12 protein-coding genes are annotated in these 16,790 nt (G+C 52.9%); 5 read left to right on the forward strand and 7 right to left on the reverse strand.

Annotated features, from left to right (window positions below):
* Positions 1 to 51: 51 nt before the first annotated feature.
* Positions 52 to 2,187 carry a M48 family metallopeptidase gene (locus tag J3P35_RS21385; protein ID WP_210466740.1) on the reverse strand — a complete coding sequence of 712 codons (2,136 nt, stop codon included), beginning with the start codon at positions 2,185 to 2,187 and terminating at the stop codon, positions 52 to 54.
* 368 nt (positions 2,188 to 2,555) lie between these two features.
* Here J3P35_RS21385 and J3P35_RS21390 point away from each other — a divergent pair, with 368 nt between their 5' ends.
* The 3 genes from J3P35_RS21390 (at position 2,556) to mscL (ending at position 6,941) form a co-directional block, all read left to right on the forward strand.
* A complete protein-coding gene (locus J3P35_RS21390) occupies positions 2,556 to 5,744 on the forward strand; it encodes a WD40/YVTN/BNR-like repeat-containing protein (RefSeq protein ID WP_210466741.1) in 3,189 nt (1,062 codons plus the stop codon).
* A gap of 225 nt (positions 5,745 to 5,969) precedes the next feature.
* Entirely contained in the window at positions 5,970 to 6,461 is a 492-nt protein-coding gene (locus J3P35_RS21395) for an RDD family protein (RefSeq protein WP_210466742.1), read from the forward strand.
* Positions 6,462 to 6,515: 54 nt separating this feature from the next.
* The gene (mscL, locus tag J3P35_RS21400; RefSeq protein WP_210466743.1) at positions 6,516 to 6,941 is read left to right on the forward strand and encodes a large-conductance mechanosensitive channel protein MscL; all 426 of its coding nucleotides are present in this window, start codon (positions 6,516 to 6,518) and stop codon (positions 6,939 to 6,941) included.
* A gap of 90 nt (positions 6,942 to 7,031) precedes the next feature.
* On the opposite strand, the gene rlmN is transcribed toward mscL, so the two are convergent.
* From rlmN to J3P35_RS21415, 3 genes are all read right to left on the reverse strand, one after another.
* Positions 7,032 to 8,114, reverse strand: a complete 1,083-nt coding sequence (gene rlmN / locus J3P35_RS21405; RefSeq protein ID WP_210466744.1) for a 23S rRNA (adenine(2503)-C(2))-methyltransferase RlmN — start codon at positions 8,112 to 8,114, stop codon at positions 7,032 to 7,034.
* A gap of 21 nt (positions 8,115 to 8,135) precedes the next feature.
* Complete coding sequence (locus J3P35_RS21410) at positions 8,136 to 8,564, reverse strand: acyl-CoA thioesterase (RefSeq protein WP_210466745.1); 429 nt, start codon at positions 8,562 to 8,564, stop codon at positions 8,136 to 8,138.
* Positions 8,565 to 8,960: 396 nt separating this feature from the next.
* On the reverse strand, positions 8,961 to 10,355 hold the full coding sequence (locus tag J3P35_RS21415; RefSeq protein WP_210466746.1) for a T9SS type A sorting domain-containing protein: 1,395 nt from the start codon (positions 10,353 to 10,355) through the stop codon (positions 8,961 to 8,963).
* A 350-nt stretch (positions 10,356 to 10,705) separates the two neighbouring features.
* Between J3P35_RS21415 and J3P35_RS21420 the strand changes: the two genes are divergently transcribed.
* Positions 10,706 to 11,614: a S66 peptidase family protein gene (locus tag J3P35_RS21420; protein ID WP_317195415.1), complete on the forward strand. Its 909-nt coding sequence runs from the start codon at positions 10,706 to 10,708 to the stop codon at positions 11,612 to 11,614.
* Between the two features lie 325 nt (positions 11,615 to 11,939).
* Here J3P35_RS21420 and J3P35_RS21425 read toward each other — a convergent pair whose 3' ends face one another.
* From J3P35_RS21425 to J3P35_RS21435, 3 genes are all read right to left on the reverse strand, one after another.
* Positions 11,940 to 12,935 carry a M28 family peptidase gene (locus tag J3P35_RS21425; RefSeq protein ID WP_246850407.1) on the reverse strand — a complete coding sequence of 332 codons (996 nt, stop codon included), beginning with the start codon at positions 12,933 to 12,935 and terminating at the stop codon, positions 11,940 to 11,942.
* A gap of 1 nt (position 12,936) precedes the next feature.
* Complete coding sequence (gene cysS / locus J3P35_RS21430) at positions 12,937 to 14,430, reverse strand: cysteine--tRNA ligase (protein WP_210466748.1); 1,494 nt, start codon at positions 14,428 to 14,430, stop codon at positions 12,937 to 12,939.
* 624 nt (positions 14,431 to 15,054) lie between these two features.
* A complete protein-coding gene (locus J3P35_RS21435; RefSeq protein WP_210466749.1) occupies positions 15,055 to 16,161 on the reverse strand; it encodes an endonuclease/exonuclease/phosphatase family protein in 1,107 nt (368 codons plus the stop codon).
* Between the two features lie 236 nt (positions 16,162 to 16,397).
* Here J3P35_RS21435 and J3P35_RS22230 point away from each other — a divergent pair, with 236 nt between their 5' ends.
* On the forward strand, positions 16,398 to 16,787 hold the full coding sequence (locus J3P35_RS22230; RefSeq protein ID WP_210466750.1) for a Sec-independent protein translocase subunit TatA/TatB: 390 nt from the start codon (positions 16,398 to 16,400) through the stop codon (positions 16,785 to 16,787).
* Positions 16,788 to 16,790 lie beyond the last annotated feature (3 nt).

Genomic DNA, 16,790 nt, shown 5'->3' on the forward strand with positions numbered 1-16,790 from the left:
CAAGGGCCAGCCGTTTCAAGGCTGTTTTCAGGGAAACAGCCTTGAAACGGCTTACACCACCAATCCGGCTACGGACTCTTCCTGGCGGATGGGTAATAGGGTAATCTGGAGGGCCAGCATTTCTTTCTTGAGCTGGAAGCATTTCTCCCAGGCCGTGTTCACGAAGATATCCAGTGCCTCGGTGAGGGAAGAAATAGCCGTGTTGTCAAAGCCTTCCTCGGTGAAGTAGGCATAATCGCTGGCGGTGTAATTCTCCAGTTTGATTTGCTGGTCTGGGGTAAGGCAGCGGGCAAAGGTGGGTTCCTGGAGCAGGTTCCGCAGCCGTTCCTTTAAAGGATCTTCCTGCTGTTTCACCTCGCCCATGGTGGCTTTCGCCTTTTCCACCGACATGTCTGCCTCGAAGACCGGGCGCAGGGTTTCATAGATGTGCTGGTAGCGTTTGGTGTCTTCCTCGGCTTCCGCAGTGGCGGCAAAAAGATGGCGGTAAGCTGCGGTCAATTCGGCTTTCTTCTCTTCTGTGGGCGCCTGCTGCACAAAGAACTGGTAGACTTGCTTATCCAGGGTGTCAAGCTGCGCCTGCGCTTCCTCCAGTTCCTTCTCCAGGATAGCCTGCACGGTTGAGGCCTCCTTGATGCTGAACTTCTGGCCATCGAAGTCAAAAGTCTTGATGTCATGCTCGCCCTGGAGAAGCTGTCTGGAGGTGTTCAGGTCTCTTTCCAGTTGGCTTATTTTCTCCGGAAGCTTGCAGTTGGCCTCGGTGAAAAGGTCCTCGAACCGGAAACTGGGGAGCACGCCGGCCAGGGACTCCGCTACTTCCAGTTCGAAGGCTTTGAGGGTGCGGTCGTCATAGAAACCCTGGTACGCTTTGTCCAGGCTCCGCTCGTTCACCTGCGTAGCTATTTTCTGGGTGAAAGCGGCCAGGTTCAGGGTTTGGGGCGCTTGCTCAAACTTGGCGCGGTCGTAGATTTTATTTGTCATCTGCTGCTGCACCTGCTCCGCCCCCCGGAACAGAACCCAGGCTGAATCATGCAAGAGCACGGTGGGGATGTTCAGGGCCAGCAGGTGCGCCTCGCGGTCATCGGTGCTGGGGTGCGAGGCCCACTGGTCTTTGATCACCAGCCGGCTCTGGCTGAACCGGGCCAGCGATTGGGCGTTCACCTGCAACAGGCCGTGCGCCATGGGAATATTAAAATCCGCAGCGAAGCGGTGCATGAGCTCCTGGTGCTGCGGATACATGTTGTCGGCTTTGAGGTTCTCCTGGAGCCAGGCGTTATACTGGTTGAAGAGTTGCGAGTAGCAGATATCAGCGGCTTCAATGCGGCGCAGGCTGGTGATGAGCGGCTCTGACCCCGTCACAAACGCGGCCACCGAATCGGCGTGGAATTCCATCTGCCGCGACAGGCTCATATAGGGTTTGTTCACCACCACGTAGGCTTTCTGCAAGATCCACTGGATGCCTTGCACAATCTTGACGGTGAGCGTGGCAAACAGCGCAAAGTACCAACTGAGCTCAGACCATTTCCGGAGGGTGTTGCCGTAGCCCTCGTTGTCAAATAGCATGTTGTGGATGGCTTTATTCACGTTGTACACGTAAGAACCCAGCTTCATGCTGCGTTGGGAAAAGTGCCCGAACTCGTGCGCCAGAATGGCCTTAAACTCGGTGACGTTTACTGAATTCACCAGCCCCAGCCCAATCACCAGGTTCTTTTTCACCGGCAGAAACATACTCCAGAAGTTGGAATCATAGAATACGGCCGCGTTGACATCGTCAGAGAGGTAAATCTTTTTGGGGAACGGTGTCTGGGTTTCCTGGGTGATCTTCCGGACAAAAGAGAATAACTCCGGTTGCTCCGCCTCGGTGATTTCCACCATACCGGAGCGGTCCATTTTGCTGCGTTTGAAGATGAACTTCAGCAGGAAGAACAGCACCATCAGCCCCAGGCCCACCAATCCCAAACCTATCATGAGCGTGAAGAAGGCCGGCTTTAAGAGCACCAGCGCCACCCCCGCGTACCCGCACAGGACCGCCAGTCCCACGGCCGCCGCCATCAAGGCCACATACACCAGCCCAAAGAAGGCAATGGCGCCGGCTACTTTGACAACTTCTTTTTTAAACTCCGCCGAGGGGGCAATCACGCGCTCATCTCCGCCCTGGGGCATAGGAGGATAAGGGAAAGAGGGGTTCATGGGGTTAAGTTTCTTTTGGAGACTTAATATAAGAAGAAGCTATTATTCCAGAGTAATCCTCCCTTGATTTCAATATAAAAATTTAAAGAACCCCTGCCCGGCAGGCACATGGCCTAGGTTAGATTGACCACCAGAATGCGGACTTTTGTTTTAGCGCTATTTTCCAGAAAACGAGGTCGAAACGGGATTTAACCTTTCCGTCTTCAAGCGAAACTCTCTGAAGATTAGGCCAACACCGCAATTGAACCTTGTTTTAGGCCCGTTTTACAGAAAAGAGCTTAAAAACTCCTGGTGGCTGTTCCGCCCGTTCCCGATTTTCAGTAGCTTACAGGTTCTATTCCAATTCATACCACGCAAACAGAACAAACATGCAACACCCTTTACCACAACGGTTCTTCCGGCGGTGTCTTCCGCTGCTGTTGGGCGGACTGACGCTCTTGGCTCCCCTTACTTCTGAGGCCCAGAAAAAACCGAAACCCAGCACCGCTAAAAACAAAAAAGCTGCGCAAGATCCATATCCGGAAAAACTATACAATGGCATGGCCTGGCGGTCCATCGGGCCGTACCGCGGCGGACGTTCCGCTACCGTGACCGGCGTACCGGGCAAACCTAATCTGTACTACTTCGGGAGCACGGGCGGCGGCGTGTGGCGCACGAAAGACGGCGGTTCCAGCTGGGAAAACATCTCGGATAAGTTCTTCGGGGGTTCCATTGGCGCGGTGGCGGTGAGCGAGGCCGATCCCAACGTGATCTACGTGGGCGAAGGCGAGAAAACCGTGCGCGGCAACGTGTCCAGCGGGTTTGGGATGTGGAAGTCTGAAGATGCGGGCCTGACCTGGAAACACATCGGGCTGAAAGATTCCAAGCACATTTCACGCGTGCGCATCCACCCCAAGAACCCTGATCTGGTGTATGCGGCAGCCATGGGCAACATCTATGCGCCCAATGACATGCGCGGCGTGTACCGCTCCAAAGACGGCGGCAAGAACTGGGAGCGCGTGCTGTTCGTGAACAACGAGGTAGGCGTGGTAGACCTCACCATTGACCCGGTGAACCCCAGAAACCTGTACGCCACCTCTTGGCGGGTGCAGCGCACGCCCTACAGCCTTTCCTCAGGCGGTCCGGGTTCCGGCATCTGGAAAAGCACCGATGGCGGCGATACCTGGAAGGAAATCTCCCGCGCTTCCGGCTTACCCAAAGGCACCCTGGGAATCATTGGCGTCACGGTTTCGCCGGTGAACAACCAGCGTGTGTGGGCCTTGGTGGAAGCCGAAGACGGCGGTTTGTTCCGCTCTGAGAACGGCGGCGAAAGCTGGACGAAGGTGAACGAAGACCGTAACCTGCGCCAGCGGGCCTGGTACTACACCCGCCTTACCGCCGATCCGCAGAATGAGGACGGCGTGTACGTGATGAACGTGAGCTACCACCACTCTACGGATGGCGGCCGCACCTTCAAGTCCCACAACGCGCCGCACGGCGACCACCATGACCTCTGGATTGCCCCCGAAGACCCCAAACGCATGATCATCGCTGATGACGGGGGCGCCCAGGTGAGCTTTGACGGCGGCGTGAACTGGAGTACCCCAGACAATCAGCCTACTGGTCAGTTCTACCGGGTGGTCACGGATAACGCCTTCCCTTACCGCATCTACGGGGCCCAGCAGGATAACAGCGCCGTCAGGATTGCCAGCCGCACCTCGGGTCGCAGCATCGGGCTACATGACTGGGAAGAAACCGCCGGATCAGAGAGCGCGCACATCGCGGTGAACCCCAAAGACCCCGAGATTGTGTACGGCGGGAATTACGGCGGCTTCATTGGCAGGCTGGACCACAAAACCGGCTTTGAGCGCACCATCAACGTGTGGCCGGATAACCCCATGGGCCACGGCGCCGAGGGCATGAAGTACCGTTTCCAGTGGAACTTCCCTATCTTCTTCTCGCCGCATAACGCAAATAGACTTTACACCACGTCTAACCACGTGCACGTGACCACCAATGAAGGCCAGAGCTGGGAAGTTATCAGCCCTGATCTCACGCGCAACGACAAGTCCAAGCTGGGACCATCGGGCGGGCCCATCACCAAAGACAACACCAGCGTGGAGTACTACGGCACCATCTTCGCGGCCATGGAATCTCCGGCGGAGGAAGGCGTCATTTGGACCGGATCGGATGACGGCCTGGTGCACGTGACCCGCGATGCGGGTAAGACCTGGACCAACGTCACGCCCAAAGCCTTGCCAGAGTGGAGCATGATCAACAGCGTGGACCCGCACCCTACCCAGAAAGGCGTGATGTACATGGCGGCCACCCTCTACAAAACCGGCGATTTCCAGCCGCTGCTTTTCAAAACGGCAGATTACGGCAAGACCTGGACCAAGATCACCAACGGTATTCCGGCCACGCATTTTACCCGGGTGGTGCGCGTAGATCCCAAAAGAGCCGGTTTGCTGTACGCCGGCACTGAGTACGGCATGTACGTTTCGTTCAACGATGGTGCTTCCTGGAAGCCATTCCGCCTGAACCTGCCGTTGGTGCCTATCACAGATTTGACCATCAAAAACGACAACCTCATCGCCGCTACCCAAGGCCGGGGCTTCTGGATCATTGATGACCTCACGCTGCTGCACCAACTCACCCCGCAGATTGCCGTGGAGAAATTCCACCTCTACAAACCCATGCCTACTTACCGGACCTTGGGCAGCAACGGTGCCAACCTCAAGTTTGAGGGTCAGAACCACCCCGGCGGCGTGATGGTGCATTTCTACCTGCCCACCGCCCCGGATTCTACCTCCAAGATTTCCCTGGAGATCTTGGAGAAAGACGGCAAGCTGATCAGGAAATATGATACCAAAGCCAAAGAGCCTGCGAACAAGCTGGAGGCGAAAAATGGCCTTAACCGCTTCGTGTGGAACATGGTGTACCCCGAGGCCTCCAGATTTGAGGGCATGATTCTGTGGGGCGGCGGTACCCAGGGACCTAAAGCCGTGCCTGGCACCTACAAAGCCCGCCTCACCGTGAACGGCCAGCCGCAGGAAACCGAGTTTGTGATCCTGCAGGACCCGCGCAGCCAAACCCCGCTGGCAGATCTGCAAGCCCAGCACGCGTTCCTGCTCTCGGTGCGTGACAAACTCACCGAGACGCATGACGCCATCAGCAAAATACGAGAGGCCCGCACCCAGATCAACAGCGTGACTTCCCGCTTCCAAGGCCGCGAGGACATGAAAGACGTGCTGGATGCCGCCAAGGCGATGAACAAGAAGATGACCGAAGTGGAGGAAACGCTGTACCAGACCAAGAACCGCAGCGGCCAGGATCCCCTGAACTTCCCCATCAGGCTGAACAACAAACTTTCTAACCTGGCGTCGCAGGCCTCGGTGGGTGATTTCCGCCCTACTGACCAAATGTATGCCTTCCAGAAGGAAGTGACGGCCCAGATAGACGAACAGTTGAAGAAGCTGAACCAGGTCTTCGCCACGGATTTGCCGGCCCTGAACCAGCTTATCCGGAGCAAGAACGTGGACGCCATCATGCTCAAGGAGAAAAAAGAGGCTCTCTAAGCCTTCTCCGTTTTTAAGGAAAGTCCCGCTCTCCAAAAGGCAGCGGGACTTTTTCTTTTTACCGTTTTAGGTCTGTTTTGAAAAAAACCTATTTAAAGCAACCTTGCGCCACACGAAGACACCGGAGACTTCTGATACAGAAAAACTTAAGGATTAAGGGTGTTGACCTAATGTAGAATTAATCCTATATTTAGACACATCAACCTAAACACTAAGCCTTCGCTTATGGAAAACACCACTACCAAAGACTCTTTTTTCTCTGACATTTATGAAACTTCAGAGCCGGTAGCATACGCCGGCTTCTGGATTCGGTTTGTCGCTTGGCTCATTGATGCTATTGCACTCATCATTCCTAACTGGATTATTAGCACCGTTTTCCTAGCCGGCACAGTGGTAGTGGAAGACTTGGACAATCCCTCTGCCATATTTGCTGCCATGTCCTCTTCCTTTGTGGTTTCCACCTTGGTCAATCTGTTGTACAAGTCCGCTCTGGAGAGTTCCTCCTGGCAAGCAACCTTGGGCAAAAGAGCCCTAAACTTAAAAGTAACCGATGAACAGGGGGAGCGATTATCCTTCCTTAGGTCGCTGCTGAGGTCTTGCGCTACATACCTCTCTTACTTTATTTTTCTGATTGGCTATATCATGGCGGCTTTCACCTCTCGTAAGCAGGCTCTTCATGACAAGCTAGCCGGAACGTTGGTGGTGAAAACCCGTTAATTACGGCTAAGCTGCTGCTTCCTTTTCTTTTTTCTAACCTATAATCAATCTTTTATGTCAATTTCATCTGAGTTCAAAGAATTTGCCATGCGTGGCAACGTAGTTGATTTAGCGGTTGGGGTTGTGATTGGCGCCGCATTTGGGAGAGTGGTTACCTCGTTGGTAGAAGACATCCTGATGCCGCCGCTGGGAATATTGATAGGAGGTGTGGATTTCAAAGACCTTAAACTGCTGCTTCGGCAGGGAGTCATGGGCCCGGACGGGAAGTTAACAGATGTCACCCTGAACTACGGCAACTTCATCCAAAGCATCATTGACTTCCTCATCATTGCATTGGCCATTTTCATGGTGGTAAAACTGATGAACCGGCTAAAGCGCCGGAAAGCAGCTTCGCCTGATGTTCCACCCGCGCCTACCAAAGAAGAAGTGCTGCTCACCGAGATCAGGGATGCCCTGCGTACCTCGCCGCGGCAACTGTAAACCTGTTTTACCCGATCTTTCTTAAAAACAGGCTAAAACAGAAAGAGCCACCTCAGGGGGTGGCTCTTTCTGTTATTTCTATCAGGAGAATTACTCTCCTGCTTTTTTGTCTTTGATGGCCAACTGACCGCAGGCGGCGTCAATGTCCTTGCCCCGGCTGCGGCGCACGTTCACCTGTACGCCTCTGTCTGCCAGGTAGCGCATGAACGGCTCCAGACGGTCATCTTCTGATTTCTGGAACAGCCCGCCTTCAATGGGGTTGTACTCAATGATGTTCACCTTGCAGGGAATGATTTTGGAGAACTGCAGCAGTTCCTGGGCATCCTCAGGGTTATCGTTGAAGTGGCTGAGCAGAATGTACTCATACGTCACCTTACGGCCGGTTTTCTGATGATAGTACACCAACGCTTCCTTCAACGCCGCCAGCGAGTTGGTCTCGTTGATAGGCATGATCTCGTTGCGTTTCACGTCATTGGCGGCGTGCAGGCTCAAGGCAAGGTTGGCTTTGATACCGTCATCGGCCATTTTCTTGATCATCTTGGCGATACCGGCGGTACTTACCGTGATGCGGCGGGCCGCCATGTTCAGACCATCGGGCGCGGTGATGCGCTCAATAGACTTCATCACATTGGCGTAGTTCAAAAGCGGCTCGCCCATGCCCATGTACACGATGTTGGTCAGGGCGCGGTCATAGTGCTGCTCGGCCTGTTCCTTGATACGCACCACCTGGTCATAGATCTCGTCGGCGTTGAGGTTGCGGATGCGGTCCATCTTGCCGGTGGCGCAGAAAGAGCAGGTCAACGAGCAACCCACCTGGCTGGACACACAGGCGGTCATGCGCTTAGGATGCGGAATGAGCACGCCTTCCACGATGTTGCCGTCAAACAGCCGGAACGTTGATTTTATGGTATAGTCGTCGCTGCGTTGGCTGGTGTTCACTTCCACGCTGTTGATGGTGAAGGAACGCTCCAGTTTCTCGCGCAGTGGCAGACTGATGTTGTTCATCTCTGAAAATGAGGTAGCCGTCAGTTTCCAGATCCACTCGTAAACCTGTTTGGCGCGGAACGGCTTCTCGCCATTTTCCGTCATCCAGGCCTTTAGTTGGTCCAAAGACAGTTTCCGGATGTCCTGCCGGTTCAGAATCTCTATATCTGGGATCAATGTGGTACTCATACTACAAAGGTACAAAATATCTTACGCTTTAGTTTCCAGCCGCTCCAGTGCTTCCTGCGGAATTGTTTGGAGTTTGCGGGCACTGTAGTCAAAGCAGAGCATACCGGTTTTGGCGTGGGCTATTTCCTTGCCGTTTTGGTTAGAAAGGCGGTAAACCAAGTCAAACCCGTACTTGCTAAACTCAGTGGACTGCACCTGCACGGTGAGTACATCGCCGTAGAACCCCTCGCCTTTGTAGACAATGCCCACATCAGACATGATCAGTCCGGCTCCGGCAAAGTCCATTTCTGAGTAGCCGTGCGCTTTCAGGAACCGTACCCGTGCCTCGTGCAGGAGACTCAGCAAGGCATCGTTGCCAAGGTGATTGCCATAGTTGAGATCGGTGATCCGGATGGGCAGCTCGGTCTGGAAGGAGAAATGCGCGGGTAGGTCTATTTTGATGCGGGCCACTTTATTAATTGAGAATTAAGAATTAGGAATTAAGTCCTTTATCACCTACTAGTTTCTCTGTCTAGCGTGTCTTCTTTTAAAGAACGTCACAAGTGCTATTAAAATCACTAGGGATATGAAGGTCAGATGAACTTTACTTGTTGTTTCCGATGGAATATTGTGGCCAGACGCCATGGCCATCATCAAGAAAAGCACATCAACTATGGCCAAAAGCACAAGGACAACCAATATGATGTTAAGTATAGTTCTCATATAAGGGGCTTTAGCTAAAAGAGGCTCTAAAGGTACGCTTCATTGGAGCACAAAAAAGATTCTGACCTTGGTTTTCAGAAAAGGTGCAAAAAACAGGCCCGGCTCTTTTGGGAACCGGGCCTGTTCTGGTCAGGGGTGAAGTACTTACCGTTTCACGATCTTCTGGGTGCTAACCCCAGACCTGGATTGGATTTGCAGAATATACGTACCGGCTGGTAAGGCAGAAATGTTGATTTCCTCCCCGCCCAAAGCCTTGGTTAGGTTGGAGGTAAGCAACATCTGGCCCGATAGGCTCAACACCTTCACTGTGGCGGCGGTGGCTTTCTCCAATTTCACGGTAAATTTGCTTGCTACAGGGTTAGGGTATACCAAGGCCGCCAACGAACTCAACTCTTCTTTAGAGGAAAGCACATTCTGGAAGTTGGTATATACCATTCGGAATTCATTTTTATAGCTTCCGGTAGTAGCGCTGCCTGGCTCTGCCGACCATTCCTGGTAAATGACTTCGGTAAGATCATCGGTGGCGTTGTAGGTGTTAACAGCCTTAAACCCGTAGGTAATCACCCACTTGTCTACCTGCCATTCTTCCTCCTGATCTAACGTGAAATTGCCTTTGGCGTCATTGGTGTAGGTAGTGCGGCTATCATTCACCCAAGCCCCGTTTTCCCAGTTCTGATCAATAAGCACGTAGCTGCCGTTGGCCTGGTAGGTGGTTGTCTCCTTTTCTACATTCACCCAAGCATTGTTTGCCCATTCCTGGTAGGTATAGCTAGACAAATTATACTCCTCAAAGTCGGTCATGTCTACGTTGTCAAAGTCGTGCCACACCAGGTCTATATCACGTTCTGTGTTCACCCAGGCGTTGCTCTCCCACTCCTGGTAAGTGAAAGAAATTGGTCTGTTGCTTCCTTGATTGTACCCTACTATGGTTTTCTCCTCTGCTACCCAAGCATTATTTTCTCTGTCATATTCTGTGACTTCGGCAAGGTAACCTAAGGTATTGTAGGTGTACACTTCTCTATGGGTCTGTTCCCAAACCCCGGTATAGTAGCTTTGGAACACTATTTCCGTGATCTTCTCATTGGCATAGGTGTAGGTTGTTCTGTAGCCGCTATACAACAACCAGGCATTGTCCTCCCAGTAATACTGGAGGTCTTCTGTGATGCGGTTGTGGCTGTCATATTTGGTCACATATTTGGAGAAATTGCTGTTGTTCGCCTCCGTTACTAATTCCTCCACAACCAGGCCAGCCGAGTTGTAGGTATAGGCGTGGTTATAGCCCAAACGCCAGGTGTTGTTGCTCTCTTCCCAGAAGTACTCCTGGCCATTACGCGGCTGTCTGCTTCTGGTACCGGTGCGGAGGGAGTTTTGCTGGGTCTTGGTGCGTAATCCCGAACCGGAGACTTGGGCTTCTGACCGGGATTTTCTGTAGCTCTTGAAAGCAGAGGAGCTTTTCTTGCTTTGGGCTAAGCTAGTTAAGGTAAGAGCCAGGAGCAGAAATCCCAGCACCAAGGCTTTGCGCCAATTCTCGTGTGTCATGTTTTTGTTGTAAAAGTTTGTCATAGAAAAATATTTAAAGGCGGAGGAAAACTGCAATTCTTCTACTTGTTCTGTCATCTTGCTTCAGTGGCAGAACACCAAAAATACTTCTCTCAAAAGGTATTTCTCAATACTCACTTCTAAGTATATAGCAGTTTCAATATTTAAATAACCCTAATCTCTTATCAAACACAGTATGAAAGAAGGAATAATTAAAAGAAACCTAGGTTCAAACACGTAAGCAATGCGCCGGATCATAATGACTGGGCCACGCAAAAAGAAGGGGTGGCAGCCATCTTGCCCAAAGATTTACTTATTTTGGAGACCTGTATTTTAACCAGAATTTACCCGTGATCATACCTGCCCTACAGAAAGGAGATGCCGTTGGCATTGTTTGTTTAGCCCGCAAAGTAAGTTTAGACGACATCCAGGACGGCATCAGGTTGCTGGAGACTTGGGGATTGCGCGTTGTCCTAGGCCAGAGCATTGGGGCGGAGGACGGGTACCTGGGCGGACCCGATGAGTTGCGGAGAACCGATTTCCAGCAGATGCTGGACAACCCACAGATCAAGGCCATTTTCTCGGCGCGGGGCGGTTACGGCACCACCCGCATCCTTGACCAACTGGACTTCTCCCGGTTAACCCAAAACCCGAAATGGATAATTGGCTTCAGTGACGTAACCGCTCTGCTCTGCCACCTGCAAACACTTGGTTTAGAAAGCATCCACGGCACCATGCCCCTGCTCATGGGCAAACCAGACACTGTTGAGGCTGACGAGAGCCTGCGCCACCTCTTGTTCCAGGAGCCGCTTTCCTATGCCGTTCCGGCCAATTTTCATAACCGATCAGGCACCGCAACAGGTCAATTGGTAGGCGGCAACCTCATTCTACTGAATAACATCATCGGGACGGCTTCTGACGTGGATTATACCGGCAAGATTCTTTTTCTGGAGGATGTGGGTGAGTACTACTATAACGTAGACCGCGTGCTGGTGCACCTGCGCCGGCTAGGCCATCTGCAGAGATTGGCCGGCCTGGTAGTAGGTCAGTTCTCAGACATGAATGACACGGCTGTGCCCTTCGGGAAAGATGTGCCGCAAATTGTCCTGGAACATTGCGCTGGCTATGGGTACCCTATTTGCTTTGATTTCCCGGTGGGGCACGTGCCCCGCAACCTGGCGCTGGTAGTTGGCCGCGAAGCTACGCTGCAGGTGACGCAGGAAAGTGTGACGCTGGCTTACACGCAACCCTCTTTTTAGGCTAATTTCAGGAAATCGGCTTTAAAACGCGATTTGGGTCAAGCGTTACACTTTGGCAAACGCAACTTTCATTTACTCAAGGCTTATAAACATATATCTCCTTTTTGTCCTCCTGAAAAGGACCTTGTAGACCAATAGCAATGGTGGTAAATCACTGCTTTTCTAGTTCGCTCACAAGATCTTTCCAAGGTGAAAAATGGATGTCTACTGCTTAAGCAAACCCTTCTAAAAGTGAGGGAACTTAGCTATTACTACCGCCCAAAAACAAAAGCCGTTTCCCGGGTCTTTTCCGGAAAACGGCTCTGAAATAGCTGATGGCTAGCTTTTACTGTTCAGTCATGACTACGTGCAATACAGTCTGGCCTACGGCTTTGAGGGTATTGCGGTCAATGATGTCCATGTTGTCGGTGTGCCGGTGGTGGTACGGTCCGAAGAACCCATCGGGGCTGCTAGGATCGTAGGCGATGATATCGGCCATGCGGATGTTGGCGTGCTGGATGACGTAGCTGTGGTCATCCGTGATGCCGGGGCTGTCCTGGAACGGGAAGTAATCTGAGTAGCCAATCTGGTTGGCCGTGCGCCAAACTTTTTCCACCACATCGCCGGCATAGGCACGGCTGGTTTCCTCCCGCGCGAAACGGGAACCCTTCGCCCCTACCATGTCCAGCAGAATGCCGTAAATGGCCGTGTAGCCTTTGGGCAGGAGGTTTTTGGCCCAGTATTGCGAGCCCAGGCACCAGGTGTCTTCTTTGTAAGGACCGGTATTGTCTGGCTGCCCGTAGTCCTCGCCGTCAAACAGCATAATGTCTACGCCCACATTTCCGGTAAGCGGATTGGCCTGCAGTTGGCGGGCAATCTCCAGGAGAATGCCCACGCCGCTGGCACCGTCATTGGCCCCGTCCATAGGTTTCTTGGGATTCAATGAGTCTTTATCGGCTACGTGCCGGGTATCCCAGTGGGCGGCGAGTAAGATGCGGTTACTGGCTTTGGGATTGAACTGCCCCATGATGTTGCGCAGATCCAGCGATGTTCCGTCATAAGCCTTGCCCGTGAAAGGCTGCACCAATACATTGGCGCCGTAACCCTTCAGCTGATTGATGAGGTAATCGCCGCAGGCGCGGTGCGCGGGCGTATTAGGCACCCGTGGCCCGAAGGAAACCTGCCTGGCCACAAACTGGTACGCCGAGTCTGCGTTGAAAGCGGGTACGTTCTCCTTCGCCGCTGCGGCAGGTGCCTCAACGGTGGCCGTGTCCGTGTTTCCTTTTTTGTCGCAGGCCGGCAGAGCGGCGGCAAGCAGCAGGCCCAGAGCCAGAACTTTCATGTTATTCTTCATATGCCCAGTCAATCCCGGTTTTCATGTCTTTGACCACAATGCCCTGCCCTTTTAGTTGCGCCCTAATAGCATCTACCTTGGCGTAGTCTTTGGTTTCCTTCGCCTCTTTGTAAAAGCCCAGCACCACTTCCAGCAGAGACTGCGCATCGGCGGTTTGCTCTACCTTCAGGCCCAGTACATCCAGCACCAGGGCACGGTATTGAGCACGCATCTCCTCAAAGGTTTCCTCAGAGATGGTCTCCAGCTTGAAGCCGCCGGTGTGCATGCTGTTCACTTTCTTGAGCAGGTTGAACAGCGCCGCAATGGATTTGGCGGTGTTCAGATCATCGTTCAGAGGCAGGAACAGCTCAGCGGTCAGTTTCTTGATTTCCTCATCGGCTTTGGCGTCCACGGCATCGGTACCGGCGGGGTACTGCAGCTGGTCCAGAATACGCAGACCGTTCATCACTTTGAGATAGCCTTTGCGGGCCGCCTGCAAGCCTTCGTTGCTGAAATCAAGGGTGCTGCGGTAGTGCGCCTGCAGAATAAAGAACCGGATGGTCATGGGCGAGTACGCCTGCTCCAACACCTCATGCGTGCCTGTAAATAACTCGCCCAGGGTGATAAAATTGCCCAGCGATTTACCCATCTTCTTGCCGTTGATGGTGATAAGGTTATTGTGCACCCAGAAACGGGCAGAGTCTGAATGGCTGTTGCTGGCCTGACTCTGCGCGATCTCGCACTCGTGGTGCGGGAACATGAGGTCCAGTCCGCCCCCGTGAATATCGAACTGCGGGCCTAGGTACTTCCGGCTCATGGCCGAGCACTCCAGGTGCCAACCCGGAAACCCTTCTGACCACGGCGAGGACCAGCGCATGATGTGGCTGGCCGATGCTTTTTTCCACAGCGCAAAATCCAGCGGAGAGCGCTTCTCCTCCTGCCCTTCCAGGTTATCGCGGGTGTTGGCCAGCAGGTCTTCCACCACTCGCCCGGAGAGTTTTCCATAGTTGTGTTCCTTGTTATAGGCTGGCACATCAAAGTACACCGATCCGTTGGACTCGTACGCCAAGCCGTTGTCCAGGATCTCCTGGATCATCTCAATCTGCTCTATGATGTGGCCCGAGGCACGGGGCTCAATGTCCGGGGGCAACACATTCAGGCTGCCCATGTCGCGGTGGAAGCTATTGGTATACTGCTGCACCACCTCCATAGGCTCCAGCTGCGCGGCTTTGGCCAGCTTCTGGATCTTGTCCTCGCCAAAATCGGCATCGTTCTGCAGGTGGCCCACATCGGTGATGTTGCGCACGTAGCGCACCTTATAACCCAGGTACTGCATGTAGCGGCGCATCACGTCAAAGGTGATGTACGGCCGAGCGTGACCCAGGTGCGCATCGCCGTAGACGGTGGGTCCGCAGACGTACAATCCCACAAACGGGCTATGCAAGGGGGTAAACGGTTCTTTGGTGCGGGTGAGGGTATTATATAAAGATAACGGGTGGTTCATGCGGCAAAATTATAAAACTTACTGGTACTTGTGGTAACGGTACGGCGTTCGCGCTCAGAAGCTGCCTTTTTCTTTGCCTATTCGTTTGTGGAGAGGTGTGTTTAGAGCTTGTTTTAGGGGAAATGGGCAGAAAGATGGTTTCTTTTGGGTGGATGGTTTTGTGAGGAGGGAAATTGGCTTTTGCTTGTGGAGGGCTGCTTATCCTAGATATGTTTGTGATATCGCAGTCCGCTTGTGCTGGCGAAGGACTGCTATTTGCGTGGGTGCATAAACATTATTGTTTCATTGCTACTCTCCGTGCGCTCACGGCCGCGAGGCCCCGCCTTCCGGCCTCGCGCTGCGCCAGCTTCCTTTGCTCCCTAAAGGTCGCAATGCCTTCGGCACCGGAACCTGACAAGGCGCTCCACCGAAAGGCTGGAAAAGGAAATACGGCAGCTGAAACGCCCCAGACCTCACAGGTTTTGAAAACCTGTGAGGTCTTCTAAATACTATGACATGGTTCAAGTCTGTGACTTGGACCCACCATGACCGGCAGTTTGCAACTGCCGTGAGGCGCAAGCCTCAAAACGATTTAGCGCTTGATTTCCACAAAACAGCCCCTAAATGGGAAGTTCCATGCTAATCCTAATCCCCAGAAGCTTCAGTAGATGTAGCTAACACGTAAGTGGATTCCAAAGGGAAATGATCAGTAAAGCGGATCTGGTCCAGGACATCGAAGCGGAGGAGTTCCAGGGGTTTGCTGAAGAACTGGTTATCGATGCGGATGGGGAGTTTGCCGTTGTAGGTGAACCCGAAACCGCTGCCGCCTTCCTCAAAGCCGTTGCTCAGGTGCTTGCGCAGCTTCTGGTAGGTGTAGGAACTGGGCAGGTCGTTCAGGTCGCCGCAGAGCAGCACCGGGTGTTGGCTGGACAGGATGTGGACTACCAGGCGCTCTACCTGGTGGCTGCGGGCAATGAAGCCGCCTTTGAGCCGTCGGGCAATGCCGCGGCCTTTGGTCTTGAGGCCAATCTCACTTTGCACGGCAGCTTCTACGTCTTTCTCCTCAATGGCCATAGACTCTAGGTGCATGTTGTAGACCCGCAACGTGTCTTTTGAGGGCAGTTGCACATCTATGTAGATGACCTGGTTCTTGGTAGGCCGATCAAAAGAAACGCTTCCTTTGTCAACGATGGGAAATTTGGAGAAAATGGCCAGACCAAACTCCGCCCCGATCTTGTTGGTGAGGGCTTTGCCTATGTAGCTCTCGCGCTTCTGCTGTTTGCCAATCCGCTTGCGGCTGTCATAGGTGGCGTCCCCCTTCTCATTATAATATTCCTGGAGGCAGAGGATATCAGCGGGGTGCTCAGACACCCATTTCATTTCCTTCTCGGGCAGATCCGGGTCTGCGGCGTGCAGGTGCTTGTACACGTTGAACACGCGCACGTTGTAGCTCAGGACGGTAATGCGCTGCTCCTGGGGTTCGGGCTGGGCATCGGGGGTGTTGAGGGTGAAGTAGCGGGTGTGCTGGCCGTAGAACAGGAAAATGAGCAAGGCCGGCCATAGGGCCCAGAGCGGGCGCTGCCACAGCCACAGCAGCAGCAGAACTCCGTTCAGAACCAAAGCACCCGGCAAAGACATGGCTATGAAACCAGCCGGCCAGAACAGATGCGGTGGCACGTATTGGCACGCTACCCCTACCAAAAGCCACAGCGTAGACAAAGAGGTCAGAAAAGAAAGAATCTTCCGGAGCACAGGGAAAAATTTAAACGCAGAAGTAAACCTACGCAAAAATCCGGAAGCAGATGGAAAAACGTAGGTTCTGGCTCCTTTACGGGTGTTTTCTGGAAAACAGGCTAAAAATGGATTATAAATATATAAGGGCTTTTAAAATACCCTATAGGCCACTCCGTTTTAAACTTGACCTGAAGTACTTAGTAATTGGAAATTATACCCTAATTTTACATCCTTAACACCTTATTAGTACAGCTATGTTGTTATCCTCTTTATTATTTATCGGAAATCTGGGCACCGGCGAGATGATTGTTCTCGTTCTGATCGTCCTGTTGCTGTTTGGCGCCAAAAGGATTCCAGACCTGGCCCGTGGCCTTGGAAAAGGTATCCGGGAGTTCAAAGATGCTACCAAGGAAATCAAGAACGATATTGAGAACGCTGGCACCAATGACCAGCATGCCAACAACCAGAACAGAAGCAACTATAACAACGCCCCGGGCTATACCAACCCCAACCCTGGTTACAACAATCCTAATTACAACAACGCACCTTATAACAACGGTGCTCCATACAACCAAGACAATGCGCCTTACACCAACGCGCCTGTCAACCCAAACCCAACTACTCCTAACAACCCGAACGTTTAATAC

The organism is Rufibacter roseolus, from assembly GCF_017916365.1.
Taxonomy (GTDB): Bacteria; Bacteroidota; Bacteroidia; order Cytophagales; family Hymenobacteraceae; genus Nibribacter; species Nibribacter roseolus.